General features: G+C 63.4%; 14 protein-coding genes and 1 pseudogene. All 15 read left to right on the top strand.

The window, feature by feature from the left end; genetic code table 11:
• The first annotated feature begins 6 nt into the window (after nucleotides 1-6).
• The gene (gene fliS / locus IFO71_RS03255; RefSeq protein WP_192028096.1) at nucleotides 7-444 is read left to right on the top strand and encodes a flagellar export chaperone FliS; all 438 of its coding nucleotides are present in this window, start codon (nucleotides 7-9) and stop codon (nucleotides 442-444) included.
• Nucleotides 437-715: a hypothetical protein gene (locus IFO71_RS03250; RefSeq protein ID WP_192028095.1), complete on the top strand. Its 279-nt coding sequence runs from the start codon at nucleotides 437-439 to the stop codon at nucleotides 713-715. Before fliS ends, IFO71_RS03250 begins: the two co-directional genes overlap by 8 nt.
• 527 nt (nucleotides 716-1242) lie before the next feature.
• Nucleotides 1243-1800: pseudogene (locus tag IFO71_RS03245) on the top strand (flagellin N-terminal helical domain-containing protein); the annotation flags it as partial.
• 876 nt (nucleotides 1801-2676) lie between these two features.
• Nucleotides 2677-3657, top strand: coding sequence for a flagellin (locus IFO71_RS22610; RefSeq protein WP_425502865.1), 981 nt, complete (start codon nucleotides 2677-2679; stop codon nucleotides 3655-3657).
• A 105-nt stretch (nucleotides 3658-3762) separates the two neighbouring features.
• The gene (gene fliD, locus IFO71_RS03235) at nucleotides 3763-5145 is read left to right on the top strand and encodes a flagellar filament capping protein FliD (protein ID WP_192028094.1); all 1383 of its coding nucleotides are present in this window, start codon (nucleotides 3763-3765) and stop codon (nucleotides 5143-5145) included.
• Nucleotides 5146-5171: 26 nt separating this feature from the next.
• Nucleotides 5172-5558: a flagellar export chaperone FliS gene (locus IFO71_RS03230; protein WP_192028093.1), complete on the top strand. Its 387-nt coding sequence runs from the start codon at nucleotides 5172-5174 to the stop codon at nucleotides 5556-5558.
• Nucleotides 5559-5612: 54 nt separating this feature from the next.
• On the top strand, nucleotides 5613-6197 hold the full coding sequence (locus IFO71_RS03225; RefSeq protein WP_192028092.1) for a PilZ domain-containing protein: 585 nt from the start codon (nucleotides 5613-5615) through the stop codon (nucleotides 6195-6197).
• A gap of 158 nt (nucleotides 6198-6355) precedes the next feature.
• On the top strand, nucleotides 6356-7861 hold the full coding sequence (locus IFO71_RS03220) for a sigma-54 dependent transcriptional regulator (protein WP_192028091.1): 1506 nt from the start codon (nucleotides 6356-6358) through the stop codon (nucleotides 7859-7861).
• A gap of 177 nt (nucleotides 7862-8038) precedes the next feature.
• A complete protein-coding gene (fliE, locus tag IFO71_RS03215) occupies nucleotides 8039-8359 on the top strand; it encodes a flagellar hook-basal body complex protein FliE (RefSeq protein WP_192028090.1) in 321 nt (106 codons plus the stop codon).
• Nucleotides 8360-8379: 20 nt separating this feature from the next.
• Nucleotides 8380-10038, top strand: coding sequence for a flagellar basal-body MS-ring/collar protein FliF (gene fliF, locus IFO71_RS03210; RefSeq protein ID WP_192028089.1), 1659 nt, complete (start codon nucleotides 8380-8382; stop codon nucleotides 10036-10038).
• Nucleotides 10031-11044, top strand: a complete 1014-nt coding sequence (fliG, locus tag IFO71_RS03205) for a flagellar motor switch protein FliG (RefSeq protein ID WP_192028088.1) — start codon at nucleotides 10031-10033, stop codon at nucleotides 11042-11044. The genes fliF and fliG overlap by 8 nt, the downstream gene beginning before the upstream one ends.
• Nucleotides 11041-11655, top strand: coding sequence for a FliH/SctL family protein (locus tag IFO71_RS03200; RefSeq protein WP_192028087.1), 615 nt, complete (start codon nucleotides 11041-11043; stop codon nucleotides 11653-11655). Before fliG ends, IFO71_RS03200 begins: the two co-directional genes overlap by 4 nt.
• On the top strand, nucleotides 11655-13007 hold the full coding sequence (gene fliI, locus IFO71_RS03195; protein WP_192028086.1) for a flagellar protein export ATPase FliI: 1353 nt from the start codon (nucleotides 11655-11657) through the stop codon (nucleotides 13005-13007). Before IFO71_RS03200 ends, fliI begins: the two co-directional genes overlap by 1 nt.
• A complete protein-coding gene (gene fliJ / locus IFO71_RS03190; RefSeq protein ID WP_192028085.1) occupies nucleotides 13004-13453 on the top strand; it encodes a flagellar export protein FliJ in 450 nt (149 codons plus the stop codon). The genes fliI and fliJ overlap by 4 nt, the downstream gene beginning before the upstream one ends.
• Nucleotides 13450-14652: a flagellar hook-length control protein FliK gene (locus tag IFO71_RS03185; protein ID WP_192028084.1), complete on the top strand. Its 1203-nt coding sequence runs from the start codon at nucleotides 13450-13452 to the stop codon at nucleotides 14650-14652. Before fliJ ends, IFO71_RS03185 begins: the two co-directional genes overlap by 4 nt.
• The last annotated feature ends 77 nt before the right edge of the window (nucleotides 14653-14729 follow it).

Here is a 14729-nt window from a genome sequence, read left to right as displayed (position 1 = left end):
TTGTTGATGTATCCCTCCCGCGGCAACGCTGACGCCTACAAGTCCGCTGCCATCCACAGCGGCGTCGAACTGCCGCCACAGCGCAAGCTAGCGCTTCTCCTGAGCGGTGCCATCGACCGTATCCGCCTCGCCGAAACGCAGATTCAGAACGGCCAGATCAGTGAAAAACTGACCACCATCAATACCGTCCTCACCATTCTCGAGGCATTGCGCGCCTCACTCGACCACGACGGCGGTGGCGAGATCGCCGACCGCCTTTCATCGATCTATACGACCGCTGAGGCCAGACTGGTCTCGGCCAATGCGCAAAACGATCTGGAGGGACTGCGAGCGGTGGTACGCTTGCTCACCCCGATCGAGCAGGCTTTCCGCCAATTGGCAACGCCCAGCGCCAGTGAGCCGCCGACGGAGCCCCCGTCCACGCCCACCTCGCGCCATGCCTGAGCTGCAACAACTCATCGATCAACTCGACCGTCTGCAGGCCTGCTGTGAAGAGCAGCGCTGGGAAGACGCGCATGCCTTGATGGATGAGCACGCCGCCACCCTGCATGCAATGCCGGTGGAACAGCTGGCTACGCCGCCCTTTGTCGCGCTACTGCAACGCGCCCGCGACCTGATGCAGCATCTGCTCGCCATGCAGGACGAGGCACGCCGCGAGCTGGAGGCCTTCAGCGCCAAGTCGCGCTCGGTGGAGAGCTACAAGAAGCATCATTGATCGGGTGCCCATTCACCCCACCCCGCGCCCCGGCCCGCGCGCACGCAGGCGCACGGGCGTTCGGCAGCTCGCGGCGCCGCCGCTCGAAATCCCGCCTCACCCCACCAGGAGAGTGGGGCTCGAATCCGCTTCGGTTCAAGGTCCCTGCGCATTGTAAGAGTGCGGCCGCTAAGCCCCTCTCCCCTGGAGGGAGAGGGGTTGGGGTGAGGGGGCAGCGCCATCAGCGAACACGCCCGCGCCAATCCCTTGACACCAGGCCGTCTCAGCGGCTCAGCGCCGGCCTGAGCAGCTTAACCCACTACTTCGCCATTTTCGAATAATTCCAAGCACTTTCAATCAGTTAACGAAGCAACCGTGAGGCGTCAAACGCCCGACACGAACACCCACCCCCGGCCATTCAAGCACTTGGCACGGACCATGCTTGAGGCAAGCCGTCCGTACCAATTTCCAGGCCAGAGGCCGCGGAAGGAGGGGGACGCCGGCGAGAGCGAGTTCACGCCCGGCATTCCATTCCGAGGAGCGTGTTTATGTCGCAAGTTATCAATACCAATATTCCCTCGCTGAATGCGCAGAGGAATCTGAGCAACTCAGGCTCGTCGCTCGCGGTCGCCCTGCAGCGCCTCTCTTCCGGTTTGCGGATCAACAGCGCCAAGGACGACGCCGCCGGGTTGGCGATTTCCGAACGCTTCACCACCCAGATTCGTGGCCTTAATGTGGCCATTCGCAATGCCAACGATGGCATCTCGCTGTCGCAGACCGCGGAGGGCGCGCTGGCCGAGGTGACCAACAACCTGCAGCGCATTCGCGAGCTGGCCGTCCAGTCGCGCAATGCCACCAATAGTGCGTCCGATCGCGCTGCGCTCGATGCAGAAGTGCAGCAGCGACTGGCGGAGATCGATCGCACCGCGGCGCAGACTTCGTTCAACGGCCAGAAGATTCTCGACGGTACCTTTGGCAACGCGACCTTCCAGGTCGGCGCCAATGCTGGTGAAACGATCAGCCTGACCCTGGATACCAGCATGCGGCTGGATACTCTGGGCGCCATTGCCACTGCGCAATCGGTGGCCCTGGGCAGCGCTGCCACCGGCGGCTCGATCAGCCGCCTGCTGAATCCAGCCAACGTCGATTTCAGCACCTCCGGCACGGCCGACGGTAGCTTGGCAATCGCCGCATCGAACCGATTGTTCGGACCCAGCGGCGAAATCACCATCGCCGCGCCGACGCCCACCGACTTCTCAGCCAACACCTTCGGCGGGAACAACCTGCAGCCGATTGCGGCCAGCTATCAAGCCGCGCCGCCGGCCAGCGCCGATCTATACGACTTCACCGGCAGTCGATTGGCGCAGCTCGACGTACGTATCGGCGCCAACACCATCGGCGTGACCTTGAACGGCTCATACGCCGATGCCACTGCGCTGGCCGCTGCTATCCAGGCGCAGGTCCAGGCAGGTGGCGGTGATCTGGCCACAGCCACGGTCGCTGCCGTACCGGGCGGCCTGCAGTTCACCAATAACGCCAGCGCTACCGCAGTCGAAGTGTTAAGCGTTGATGCCAATGGCACCACCGCCGGTTTCGTCGCTTCCGCCGGCAGCGCAGGCGGCACTGGCGCAACGTTCCAGGTCGATGGCATTCCGATCACCTTGAACACCGACCTATCGGCCAGCATTCCGGTGTTGGCGGGCGGCATCCAGGCCGCGCTCAACACTGCAGCGCCCGGTCAGTACACAGTCAACAACGACGGTACCAATATCACCATCGTCAACAACGCAGCCGGCTCCGGTCCGGTGGTGATCAGCAATGCCGATCCGGGCGCCACCGCCGCTGGCATTATCAACCAGACTGGCGTGATCGGCACCTCTACGGCCGCAACCGAAGCCCATTTCGACATCGACGGCGTGCCGATCACCCTGGATCAGAACTACGCCACCTTTGACGCTTTGGCGGCGGCGATCCAGACGCAAATGGATGCCGGCTCGCCTGGAAACTACACGGTCAGCAACTCGGCCGGTGTGATTTCGATCGTGCGCAATGATGGCTCCGCGCCGGTCGCAATCACCAATGCGGACGCCAATGCCACCGCCGCGGCGTTCGGCAACCAGACCGGCGCGATCACCACCAATGCCAGCTTCCAAGTTGACGGCAATGCGATCGTCCTCAATCAGGACTACACCGGCAATCTGAACCAGCTGGCCACCGATCTCCAAACGCAGCTCAACGCAGCCGCGGGTGCGGGCGCTTACACGGTGACCAACAACTCCGGCACCCTACTGATCACCAACAATTCCTTGGGTTCGCCCGCGGTCACCATTGCCGGTGCCGACCCCAATGCAATCGCAGCCGGCATCACCAACGGCGCTGGCGTGGCCGGTCTTGGCGCAGGGTCGATCACCTTGGCACCGGGCGACTTCACCATCACCGTGCCGCCCGGTACTACGGTTGACTTGGCCGGCACCTATGCCAGCACCCGCGACTTCGCCGGCGCTATCAACAACAACGTCAGCGGCGTATTCGCCCAGGCCAATCCCGACGGTAGCTTAAGCCTCTTGTCGGCCCGTGAATTCACTCTCGGCGGCTTGCAGGCCAACGGTCTGCTTGGCTTCGTCGGCACCAACTTCACGCCGACCTCGGGCAATTTGACCATGGCCAATGTGCTGACCCCGGAGAACGCCGATGAGGTGATCATCCGAGTCGATTCGGCACTCACCTCGGTCAGTGGACTGCGCAGCAACTTTGGTGCGATCCAAAACCGCTTTGAATCGACCATCAACAATCTGCAAACCACCTCGGAGAACCTGCAGGCCTCGCGCTCGCGCATCCTCGATGCCGACTTCGCCCAGGAAACCGCCGAGCTGACCCGGGCGCAGATTCTGCAGCAGGCCGGTGTGGCGATTCTGGCCCAGGCCAATCAGTTGCCGCAGAACGTGCTGAACCTGCTGCGCTAGTCGATGGAACGCCCTGATGAGCCGTAGCCGGACAGTCAAACTCACCCCGCCCCGCGCTCGCGCGGCGGGGTCATTGGCTGTCTTCAAGTGGGAGGACACTCAGCGATGGGCTTGATCAGCAATGTCGGACTGGGCTCGGGACTGGATATTTCCAGCCTGGTGCAGCAGCTGGTTGATTCTGAACGTGCCGGTCCATCGGCGGCATTGAACCGTCGCGAGGCACGGACCAAGGCACAGATCTCTGCAGTCGCCCAGGTCAAATCGGCCTTCAGCCAGTTGCAGACCGCAGTCAACAAGCTGCGCGACGGTGCCGCCTTCGATGCACGCAAGGTCAGCTCGTCGGATAGCGATCGGCTGAGCGCCTCGATCAAGGTGGGCAGCACGCCTGCGCTGGGCCGATACACGATCGAAGTGGAATCCTTGGCATCCGCGCAGAAGCTTCAATCCGATCCTGCCGCGATCAGCTCGGCCACCGACGCCTTGCCGACCGGAACACTGAGTTTCACCCTCGACGGCAGTCAGTTCGATGTGGTGATCGCCGCCGATACCGATATCTATGAAGCGGCGCAAGCGATCAACCAGGCGGCCGGTGGCAAGCTGCAGGCCAGCGTGATTCGCGGTGACGATGGCTTCAGCCTGAGTCTCACCTCGGGAGTCACCGGCTCGGCCGGAGAAATCACCATCAGCCAAACGGCCGGCGGCTCCTCGCTGCAGGCTTTTACCTTCGACCCAAACTCGCCACAAGCGGGCGCAATGGATGAAACCGCGCCTGCCAGTGATGCCGTGTTGTATGTCGACGGTGTCAAACGCACCGCGTCCAGCAACAGTCTTTCCGATGTGATCAGCGGCCTCGATCTCACGCTGAAGAAAGCCGAGCTGGGTCATAGCTTTACCCTGACGGTGGCTGAAGACACCAGTGGCGCGCGCGCCGCGGTCGAAGGTTTCGTCAATGCCTACAACACGGCCTTGAAGGTGCTGGCCCAGGTGTCGGCCTACGATGAGAACAACAATACAGCCCAGGCGCTCAACGGTGATGCCTTTGTGCGCAATGCCACCGCCCAACTGCGTAACGTGCTCAGCGACGCGTTTCGGGCTGCGGCCAGTGAAGGCGTGAAGCTGGGCATCGATACCGGCGTCGACGGCTCGCTGAGCTTCAAGTCGGCGGATTTCCTGCAAGGCCTCGAGGCCAGCCCGAATGCCTATCGTCGTCTGTTCGCTGGCGAAGAGGCCGCGCTGACCCGCGGGCTGTCGAGCTACCTCGACTCCGTGCTCGGCAATAACGGCACCCTGATTCAACGCAGCGAAAGCCTGGACCGCGCACTGAAGAATGTCACCGCCGATCGCAGCGCTCTCGATCGACGCTTGGTGGGTATTGAAGAGCGCTACCGCAAGCAGTTTGTCGCGCTGGATGGCTTATTGGCCAAACTCAACAACACCAGCCAATACCTTGCACAACAGCTGGCCGGCCTGGGCGGTTCACAGGGCTGAGGCCGGTCAATCGAGGAGCTAAGGACATGACCAACAGAACCAAGGGGACACCGATTCCCGTTTGCGAACCCGACCCGCACGCCCAAGTTGCCCTGTTGCTGCAAGGTGCCGTGCACCGCGGCCACATCGCCGGACGGGCGCTGCAGTCCAAAGATGCCAAAGGCTGCGCGCGTGCCGTGATGTCGGCCTTGAGGATCATCGACACCCTGCATGCGGCCCTGGATCCGCGCGCCGGCGAAATCGCCAACAGGTTGCAGTACCTGTACAGCTACGTCGCCCTGCGCATGCTCGAAGGTCACGGCAGCAGCGACCCAGTGCCGATCGCCGAGGCCACGCAGTTGCTGGCTGAGATTGCCTCGGGCTGGGCCGCCATCCCACTTGAGCAGCGCGCCGGGCCAGCGATCGCGGCCTGACTTCGATGCGCCAAAATCGCTATTCTGGTTGCAGTCACGCATCCGGAGAGGGGTATGGCTGAGCACTCGCCCACCGCCGCGGCCGACACTCTGTTCGGTGACGCCCTGACCTGCGACACCGACGTGCCGGTGGCGCTGCGTACGCTGGCGCCCGACGCGGGCAGCATCGAGCGCGCACTCGACCAGTCCGAAACAATCCTGCGCAGCCTGGCCCTGATCGAAGACTCGCCGCACGAAGAGCGCGACGAGCATGGGCAAAAGGATATCGCTCTCCATCGAATGGAGGCCAAGCTCAATCTGGTGTTGGAAACCCTGGCCAGCATGCTGCGCCGCGATCGCAGTGACCTGCCGATGCAGCGCATCCGCTGGTCGCGTCACGGTGTCGAGATGCGCCACCCCGAGCCGACGCCGCCGGACAAGGGCTTCCTGCTGATTCAACCCTTGGTTTGGCTGCCACAGCGCCTGGAACTGCCGATCATCACCCTGGCGCATGCTTCGCTGGACGACGGCGGCAGCCGCGTCTGGCTGCAATTCAAACCGCTTACGCCCAATCTGCAGCAGGCCTTGGAACGCCATCTCTTTCGCCTGCATCGACGCGAGCTGGCCGCGCGTAAACCGGAGTCGCGATCAGCGACTTGATCTTGCCCGCCCAAGCTGACAGTTTAAGGCCGAGCTGTGCGCTGCATCACAGGCTGCCAAAATGTCGGCGCAAAGTTCGGAAACTTCGCTTCGGCTTCACGTTTCGGTCGGCTAACGTTGCCACCATGCGAACCTGATGGCAGGCAGAAGGAGCACCGGTGCACTCAAAGAGCGTTCTCGTGCTGGACGAAGACAGTGGACGCGGCGAGCGTCTGGCTGGCGCGTTGGAACTGCTTGATCTGGAGCCGGTGGCTTGGCAGCAAGCCCTGCATCACGACCACGGTGACTGGTTGGCGGTGATCATCGGCTCGGTCTACTCGAGTGATCTCATCGATCGTCTGCTTGACGATCTGCGCAATGCTGAGCACCGCCCGCCCCTGCTGTTGTTGAGCGGCCAGGAAAACCGCCTCGGCAGCGGCCGCTATCCCGAGCCACTGATCTGGACCATCGACTATCCGCTGAAGAAGGAACAACTCGGCGAATGCCTGAAAAAGGCCGCCGAACGCCGCCGACACCGCATTCCGCCCGCCGTTATGGCGACCGGCCCGACCGGCACCAGCCCGGCGGTGCGTCGCCTGCGCCATCTGATTTCGCAAGTGGCGCCGCATGACACCACGGTATTAATCACCGGCGAATCGGGCACCGGCAAGGAGGTCACCGCGCGCGCCATCCACGATCTATCCAAACGCAGCGGCGGGCCCTTTGTTGCCATCAACTGCGGCGCCATTCCGGCTGAGCTATTGGAAAGCGAACTGTTCGGCCACGAAAAGGGAGCTTTCACCGGTGCGCTGACGACGCGAAAGGGGCGTTTTGAAATGGCCGAGGGCGGCAGCTTGATGCTGGATGAGATCGGCGACATGAGCATGCCGATGCAGGTCAAATTGTTGCGTGTGCTGCAAGAACGCTGCTTTGAACGCGTTGGCAGCAATCAGACCATTCAGTGTGACGTGAGGGTGATCGCGGCCACCCATCGCAATCTTGAGCAGGCCATCAGCGACGGCAAGTTCCGCGAAGATCTGTATTACCGTCTCAACGTGTTTCCGATCGAAATGCCGGCCCTGCGCGATCACAACACGGATATTCCCGACCTCATCGCCACCCTCAGCGCCGACATGGAGCGCCGCGGGCGCGGCCATGTGGAACTGTCGGAAGACGCCGTCGCCGCCCTCAGCCAGTACGCCTGGCCAGGCAACATCCGCGAACTCGGCAACCTGCTGGAACGTCTGGCGGTGATGTACCCCGAGCATGTGGTGTCGTCCGATGACCTGCCGGCCCGCTATCGTCCGGCCGCAGGCACCCGCACCGCCCCGCCCCCGCATCAGACCGAGGTGGCGAAAGTCGCGATTGACGATGAAGACGAGCATGAGCGCGCCATGCTGGCCGCCGTCCATGAGGACACTCGCGAGAGCCGGCTCAGCGAAATGGCTCAGGAACAGGCCGAGCGCAGCATGCTGCTGAGCAGCGTGGACAGCCTGCCGGAACAGGGGCTGGATCTGAAAGAACACATGGCGCAGATCGAGGTCGCCCTGATTCGCGCTGCGCTCGATCGCGCCGGTGGCGTGGTGGCGCATGCCGCACAAATGCTGGGCCTGCGCCGAACCACCCTGGCCGAGAAGCTGCGTAAGTACGGCCTGGACAACGAAGGACAGATCCGCGACGAGTAGGTGTGGCCTGATCCGCCACCCGCCTGCCTCCCCTTGCGCTGCGCAGCAGCGTGATCTCGCCGCGACGAGATTCCGTCACTTGCCCTGCCTCTGGCGCAGTTGGCACTGCCAGCCAGGGTCGGCACAGAACTTGCAACCTCCCAGCCGTAGTCCGCACTTCGACCTGCTGGGGCCCCAATGACCGACGCCATCGCCTCCGTGCTCTCGCAAATCCGCAGCCTGCAATCCCAGGTGCAGAGCAGTTCGATCGGTCAGGAGAGCGCGCCGGTCAAAGGGCCAGGATTCGCCGAGACCCTGCAATCGAGCATCCGCAAGGTGAACGAATCGCAGATGGAATCGAAGCGCGTGGCGGAAGCATTCGAAATGGGCGATCCCAGCGTCGATCTGGTCAAGGTGATGATGGCCACGCAACAGTCGCAGATCGCTTTTCGTGCCACCGTGGAAGTGCGTAACCGACTGGTACAGGCGTACCAGGAAATCATGAACATGCCGCTGTAACCTGAGCCTTGAGGCAATCCATGGCCGCTGTACTCGAACGTCGACTTCAAGACATGCCCGGGATCAGGCAACTGATCCAGGTCGTGATGCTGGCTGCAGCCCTGGCCATCGGTCTGTGGGTGTTCTTTCTCTGGCAAACGCCGAGCTACGCTCCGCTGTACGGGCGGATGAGCGATCGCGACGCCGCCGAGGTCACCGAGGCATTGCGTGCCGCCAACATACCGTTTCGACTGGATGCCGCCGGCACGGTCAGCGTGCCCGATGCCACTCTCAACGAAGCGCGCCTGAAGCTGGCCGGGCAAGGCCTGCCCAATGGCAGCCGCGCCGGCTTTGAAATGATCGAAGGCGAGCAAGGCTTCGGCGTATCGCAGTTCGTCGAAGGCGCGCGCTACCAGATGGCGCTGGAGACCGAACTCTCGCGCACCATCGCCACCCTGCGCCCAGTGCGCGATTCGCGCGTGCATCTGGCGATCCCAAAGCAAACCGCTTTCACCCGCGCCCGCGACAAGGCCGCCGCCTCGGTGCTGCTGGAACTGCATCCGGGCCGCGCGCTGGAGCGCAACCAGGTCGCCGCCATCGTGCATCTGGTGTCGACCAGCGTTCCTGATCTCAGCCCGGAGCGCGTCACCGTCATCGACCAGAGCGGCCGCCTGCTCAGCGAAACCGATCCGAACAGCGATGACGCGGTCAGCATGCGCCAGTACGAGCAGGTGCAGCGACTGCAGGACGACTATTCGCGACGCATCCTGCGCTTGCTGGAACCAATGACCGGCCCGGGCCGAGTCAGCGCGCAAGTCAGCGTCGATATGGATTTCACCGTAGTCGAAGAAGCGCGAGAGAGTTTCACCCCCGATCCCACTGCCCTGCGCACCGAGCAGACCTCGGAACAGAGCGTGACCGGCGTCAGCACCGGCGGCATTCCCGGCGCCACACCGAATACGCCGCCGACCGGCGATCCCACGCAGGGCGGCGGCGCCCAGGTCAACGGCACTCCGCAATCGGCCTCGCGCACCGCCAGCCGCAACTTCGAGCTCGACCGCACCATCAGCCATAGCCGTCAGTCTGTGGGCAGGGTCAGTCGGGTCACGGCGGCCGTGCTGGTCGACAATATTCCCGGCGGCCTGGATGACGCCGGCAACCCCACCATGCGCCCGGTGAACGAAGACGAGATCGCCCGCATCCAGACCCTGGTGCGCGAGGCAATCGGCTTCAGCGCCGATCGCGGTGATTCGGTATCGGTGGTCAATGCGGCCTTCGTTGCGCCTGAGCCGCTGGCACCGCTGGAGGAGCCGCCCTTCTATGAAAACCCGATGTACCGCGACTACGCGCGCATCGCGCTGGGCTTCATTGCCGTGCTGCTGGTGCTGACCATGGTGGTGCGTCCGGCGCTGCGCAGTGTGATGTCACCGGCACCGCCGCCGCGTCTGGCACGCGATGAAGACGAGGAAGACGAAGACGACGACGAAGACGCCGAAGATGCCGAGCACCGCGCGGCACGCAAACTGGCGCATGAGCGTCAAGCGCAGTTGCCCGGCGTCACCCCGCAAGAGGAAGCACAAGGTATCCTGGCGGGGCCAGGCAATTACGAGCAGCGCCTCACCGTTGCCCGCGCGGCCGTCGATCAAGACGCGCGTCGAGTGGCACAGGTGGTTCGCTCATGGGTGAACACAGATGGCTGAGCAAGCACCGCCCCCTGCCCTTAGCGGCGTGCAACGCGCCGCCGTTCTGCTGATGTCGCTCGGCGAACAACATGCGGCCGAGGTGCTCAAGCACATGAGCGCCAAGGAAGTGCAGAAAGTTGGCATGGCCATGGCCACCTTGAACAACGTCAATCGCGCTGCTGTCGAGGGAGTGATGAGCGAGTTCGTAGCCGAGCTTTCGGAACAGACCTCACTCGGCGTCGGCGCCGATGACTACGTGCGCAATGTGCTGGTGCAGGCACTCGGCGAAGACAAGGCCAGCGGCCTGATCGATCGCATCCTGCTCGGCCGCAACACACGTGGCCTGGACAATCTGAAATGGATGGAGCCACGCGCGATCGCAGAACTGATCCGCAACGAGCATCCACAAATTCAGGCCATCGTGCTGGCGCATCTGGATTCCGACCAGGCCGCCGATGTGTTGAAGGTCGTCCCCGAACGCACTCGCGGTGACATCGTGCTGCGCATCGCCCGACTCGATTCGGTGCCCCCGACGGCACTCAATGAATTGAACGAAGCAATGGAGAAGCAATTCACCGGTAGCCAGGCTTCCCGCGCATCGCATATCGGCGGCGTGAAGGTGGCGGCGAATATCATCAACGAGCTCGACACCTCCACCGAACAGCTTGTGATGAGCTCGATCAGCTCGGTCGATGCCGATCTTGGCACGCAGATCCGCGAGCTGATGTTCGTGTTCGACGATCTGGCCGCGCTCGATGACCGCTCGATTCAGACCATGCTGCGCGAAGTGCCGAACGACAAGCTGGGCCTGGCCCTGCGCGGCGGCGATCCGAGAATCAAGGAGCGCGTGCTGAAGAACATGTCGCAGCGTGCCTCGCAGATCCTGCAGGAGGATATGGAAGCGCGCGGCCCGGTGCGTTTGAGCGAGGTGGAAGAGGCGCAGAAGGAAATCCTGGCCACCGTTCGACGCTTGTCCGATGAAGGGCAGATTCAACTCAGTGCCAAGGGTGAGGACTTCGTATGAGCGCCGCCGAGGCCACCCGCTGGGATGCGCCGGATTTCGACGGCCAGCCGCAAAAGCGCCTGCAGCCGAACACATCATCGGGTGCTCAGAGCCGCCTTGGCCCGAGCGTCGAAGAATTGGCGCAGATCGAAAGCGAAGCCCGCGCCGAAGGCTTTGCCGCCGGCAAGGCGGAAGGCTTGGCCGCTGGCGAACAGGAAATACGCAATCTGCGCCATCAGCTGCAATTGCTGATCAATGGCTTCAGCAAACCACTTTCCGATCTCGACACCGAAGTGGCCGAAGCGCTGGGGGAACTGGCAGTTCAGATTGCCGGACGCCTGGTGCAACATCATCTTGAGGTGCATCCGGAAGAGCTGGCCGCATTGGCGCAAACCGCGCTCAGCCTGGTCGGCGACATGCGTCGCGAAGCCGAACTGCGACTCAACCCCGCCGATCTCAATATGCTGCAGGCCGGCGGCGCACAACTGGATGCTCGCCTCGTCGCCGACCCGACGATGAAGCGCGGTGATGTCAGGGTGCACACCCCAACCGTTCGCATCGATGCCACGTTGAAGGCGCGTCTGGAGAGTGCACTGAATGCGCTGCGGCAATCGGTTGAGGGAGGTCGCTGATGCTGGCCACTCGATGCCATCAGGTCGCAGAGCGGCTACGCCGCCTGCGCTGCGAGCCGGGCGAACTGGGCATTGTGCGCGAAGGCGTGCTGCGTCGCGTGGTCGGACTCACCCTGGAAGCCACCGGCTGCCGCATTCCGCTCGGTTCACCGGCCAGCATTGAGGGCAGTGCCGGCGAATGGATCAATGCCGAAGTGGTCGGCTTCGCCAGCGACCGCACCTTCCTGATGCCGGCCGAAGAACTGCATGGCGTGCTACCCGGCGCACGAGTGCTGCCCTTGTCCAGCTCTGGCCACGTGCCCGTCGGTCACGGCCTGCTCGGCCGAGTGATTGACAGCAACGGCGACCCGATCGACGGCAAAGGCCCGATTCGCAGCGAAGACAGCGTGCGTCTGGCCGGAAAACCCATCAACCCGCTGATGCGCGACCCCATCAAGACGCAACTTGATGTTGGAGTGCGGGTAATCAATGCCATGCTGCCGATCGGTCGTGGTCAACGCGTTGGCTTGATGGCGGGCTCCGGTGTGGGCAAATCAACCCTGCTTGGAATGATGACTCGCTACACCACTGCCGACGTGGTAGTGGTCGGGCTGATCGGCGAACGCGGACGTGAAGTGCGCGATTTCATCGACAACAGTCTCGGCAAGGACGGCTTGCGCCGCGCCGTGGTGGTCGCCACGCCTGCCGATCGACCACCGCTGGCCCGCGTGCATGCAGCGCTTCGTGCCACCTCGATTGCCGAGTGGTTTCGTGATCAGGGTGCCAATGTGCTGCTGTTGATGGATTCGGTGACCCGCTATGCCCACGCCCTGCGCGAAATCGGCTTGTCGGTGGGCGAGCCGCCCACCACCCGCGGCTATCCGCCCTCGGTGTTCGCCAAACTGCCGGCCCTGATCGAACGCGCTGGCAATGGTGCCGCGGGCAGCGGCTCCATCACGGCGTTTTACACCGTATTGAGCGAAGGTGACGACCAGCAGGAGCCAATTTCCGATGCGGCCCGAGCGATTCTCGACGGCCACATCGTACTGACCCGCAAGATCGCCGACAGCGGCATCTACCCCGCGGTGGATATCGAGGCGTCGGTGAGCCGCGTAGTCACCGACATCTGTTCGGCCGAGTGGCGCGAGCAGATCAGGCGAGTGAAGCAAATGGTGTCGAGCTACAACAGTCATCGCGATCTCATTTCGATCGGTGCCTACCAACGCGGCAGCGATCCCCGAGTGGATGAAGCGATTGAGCGTTGGCCCAAGCTCACTGCCTTCGTCAGCCAGGACGTGCATGCCTCGGCCGACCTGAAGAGCAGCCGAAGCGCCCTGCAACAACTGGTCGAGGCCAAGAAGGAAGCCGCATGAACGACAAGTTACGTCGCATCGACCCATTGATTCGCCGCGTCGAGGAGCGCCAGAACGCGGTGGCCAAGGAATACGCCAACAAGATCCGCGCGCTGAGCGCGCAGGAGCAGCGCTTGAACGACCTGCTGCGCTTTTGCGATGAGTACTCGCAGTGGCCGATCGGCGACTCGATCTCGCCAGCGCAGATCGGCAATCGGCAGGCATTTCGCGGGCGCTTGGGTGAGGCGGTGGAAAGCCAGAAGAAGCAGGTAGACAACTCGCGTTCGCAGGCCGAGCTCGAACGGGTACGACTCACCGTGGTGTCGCGCGAACGCAAGGTGGTCGACAAGTTGGCAGATAACTATCGCGAAGAGCAACGTCGCGTGGAGGATCGGCTCTCGCAACGCCAGCTCGATGACTATGCCGTGGCGCGACATGGTCGGCGCGCCGAGGAGGATGCGGAATGAACAGTTCGACACTCAGTCTTTTCAACCTGCTGGCCGGCGACGCCATCAGCAGCACGGTCGAGGCCGGCAATGTCACCCACGGCGAGTCTCAACCTTTGTTCTCGCTGCCGATCACGATCGACGGCGAGCAGCCACCCAGCAATGGCTGGACCTTCGGAAAAGGCCCTGCCCTGCCCACGTTTGAGCCGGCGCTGGAACTGGCCGAGCAAGAGTCGCTGGACGCCGTAGTCTGGGCCGGATTGATGTTGCCGCTGGCCGAAGTTCCCGTCAGCACGACGCCGGATCAGCACAACCCATCGTTCAATCCTGCGGCCGCACCCTCCATCGACGCGGCGATGGCCGCTACGCTGATGCCGCCGCCACCTACCCAGGCCAAATCACACGCTGCCACGGTGGCCATCGCACTCGCCACACCGATGCCGTCGCTGCGCTTGAGCACGAGCGGCCTGGCCGCGGACGCAGCCCCATCAAGCCCGGCCCCATCAGGCCCGGCCAACGACTTGCTGGCGCCTGCGAGCACACCGGCATTGTTCTCCCTCGCCGGCCAACCTGCCGCGGCGCCGAACGACGCCTTCTCGGAGGGCGGAATGCAGGCCCTCGTCGGGGGCTCATTGCAGAGCAAGTTCGCGGTCCTGCCCGACGGCAAGAGCGCTGCCGCGGACAACCTCAGTGTCGCCAATCTCTCCGCCATGCTGGCCAATGGCGACAACAGCAGCGCCGTTCAGCAGCTCGAACAGCAGCTCACGGAACTGGCGGCCCCGGAGCGCCGGCTGGATCTCAGTAGTTCGACCGCCACTGAACGGCCACAGCAGCTGGCCGATGCCGTGTGGGCACAGCTCGACTGGATGGCTGACAAGTCAGTCGGACGGGCAAGCATCGAGTTGCACCCGGAAGATCTGGGCCAGATCGAGATCGAGTTGCAAATGGAGGGCAAACAGGCCCGGGTGGAATTCGTGGCAGCCAGCGCCGAAACCCGCCATCTACTGGAAACCAGCGTGCCCAAGCTGCGTGAGATGTTCGCTGAGCAGGGCATCACCCTGGCCGATACCGGCGTCAGCGACGGCAAGTCACAGTCGGATTCACAGAGTGCGGGTCGCGAACACAGCGAGCGCAATCCCGACCGACTGTCGAGCGAAGGCGAATCGCAGATCAGCGTGGCCCGGCGCTGGCATGCCGGCGGTCTGAGTGAGTACGCCTGATGGCTGCACCTGAAGCCTGTTACTCCAAGCGCAAAGATTGCACAATCGAAACGCCCCAATCGAAACGGGAATAGCGA

This window comes from Pseudomarimonas arenosa (genome assembly GCF_014841215.1).
In the GTDB taxonomy this organism is placed as follows: domain Bacteria; phylum Pseudomonadota; class Gammaproteobacteria; order Xanthomonadales; family Xanthomonadaceae; genus Pseudomarimonas; species Pseudomarimonas arenosa.
The sequence above is the reverse complement of the archived record's forward strand: the minus strand, read 5'-3'. Positions and strand labels throughout refer to the sequence as shown.

What these genes read in the sequence shown, in the direction of transcription:
- fliE (WP_192028090.1), top strand. Translation starts at nt 8,039, where the DNA reads ATGACCGACGCCATCGCCTCCGTGCTCTCGCAAATCCGCAGCCTGCAA.
- fliS (WP_192028096.1), top strand. Translation starts at nt 7, where the DNA reads ATGTATCCCTCCCGCGGCAACGCTGACGCCTACAAGTCCGCTGCCATC.
- IFO71_RS03185 (WP_192028084.1), top strand. Translation starts at nt 13,450, where the DNA reads ATGAACAGTTCGACACTCAGTCTTTTCAACCTGCTGGCCGGCGACGCC.
- IFO71_RS03250 (WP_192028095.1), top strand. Translation starts at nt 437, where the DNA reads ATGCCTGAGCTGCAACAACTCATCGATCAACTCGACCGTCTGCAGGCC.
- fliF (WP_192028089.1), top strand. Translation starts at nt 8,380, where the DNA reads ATGGCCGCTGTACTCGAACGTCGACTTCAAGACATGCCCGGGATCAGG.
- fliG (WP_192028088.1), top strand. Translation starts at nt 10,031, where the DNA reads ATGGCTGAGCAAGCACCGCCCCCTGCCCTTAGCGGCGTGCAACGCGCC.
- IFO71_RS22610 (WP_425502865.1), top strand. Translation starts at nt 2,677, where the DNA reads ATGGATGCCGGCTCGCCTGGAAACTACACGGTCAGCAACTCGGCCGGT.
- fliJ (WP_192028085.1), top strand. Translation starts at nt 13,004, where the DNA reads ATGAACGACAAGTTACGTCGCATCGACCCATTGATTCGCCGCGTCGAG.
- IFO71_RS03225 (WP_192028092.1), top strand. Translation starts at nt 5,613, where the DNA reads ATGGCTGAGCACTCGCCCACCGCCGCGGCCGACACTCTGTTCGGTGAC.
- fliI (WP_192028086.1), top strand. Translation starts at nt 11,655, where the DNA reads ATGCTGGCCACTCGATGCCATCAGGTCGCAGAGCGGCTACGCCGCCTG.
- IFO71_RS03230 (WP_192028093.1), top strand. Translation starts at nt 5,172, where the DNA reads ATGACCAACAGAACCAAGGGGACACCGATTCCCGTTTGCGAACCCGAC.
- IFO71_RS03200 (WP_192028087.1), top strand. Translation starts at nt 11,041, where the DNA reads ATGAGCGCCGCCGAGGCCACCCGCTGGGATGCGCCGGATTTCGACGGC.
- fliD (WP_192028094.1), top strand. Translation starts at nt 3,763, where the DNA reads ATGGGCTTGATCAGCAATGTCGGACTGGGCTCGGGACTGGATATTTCC.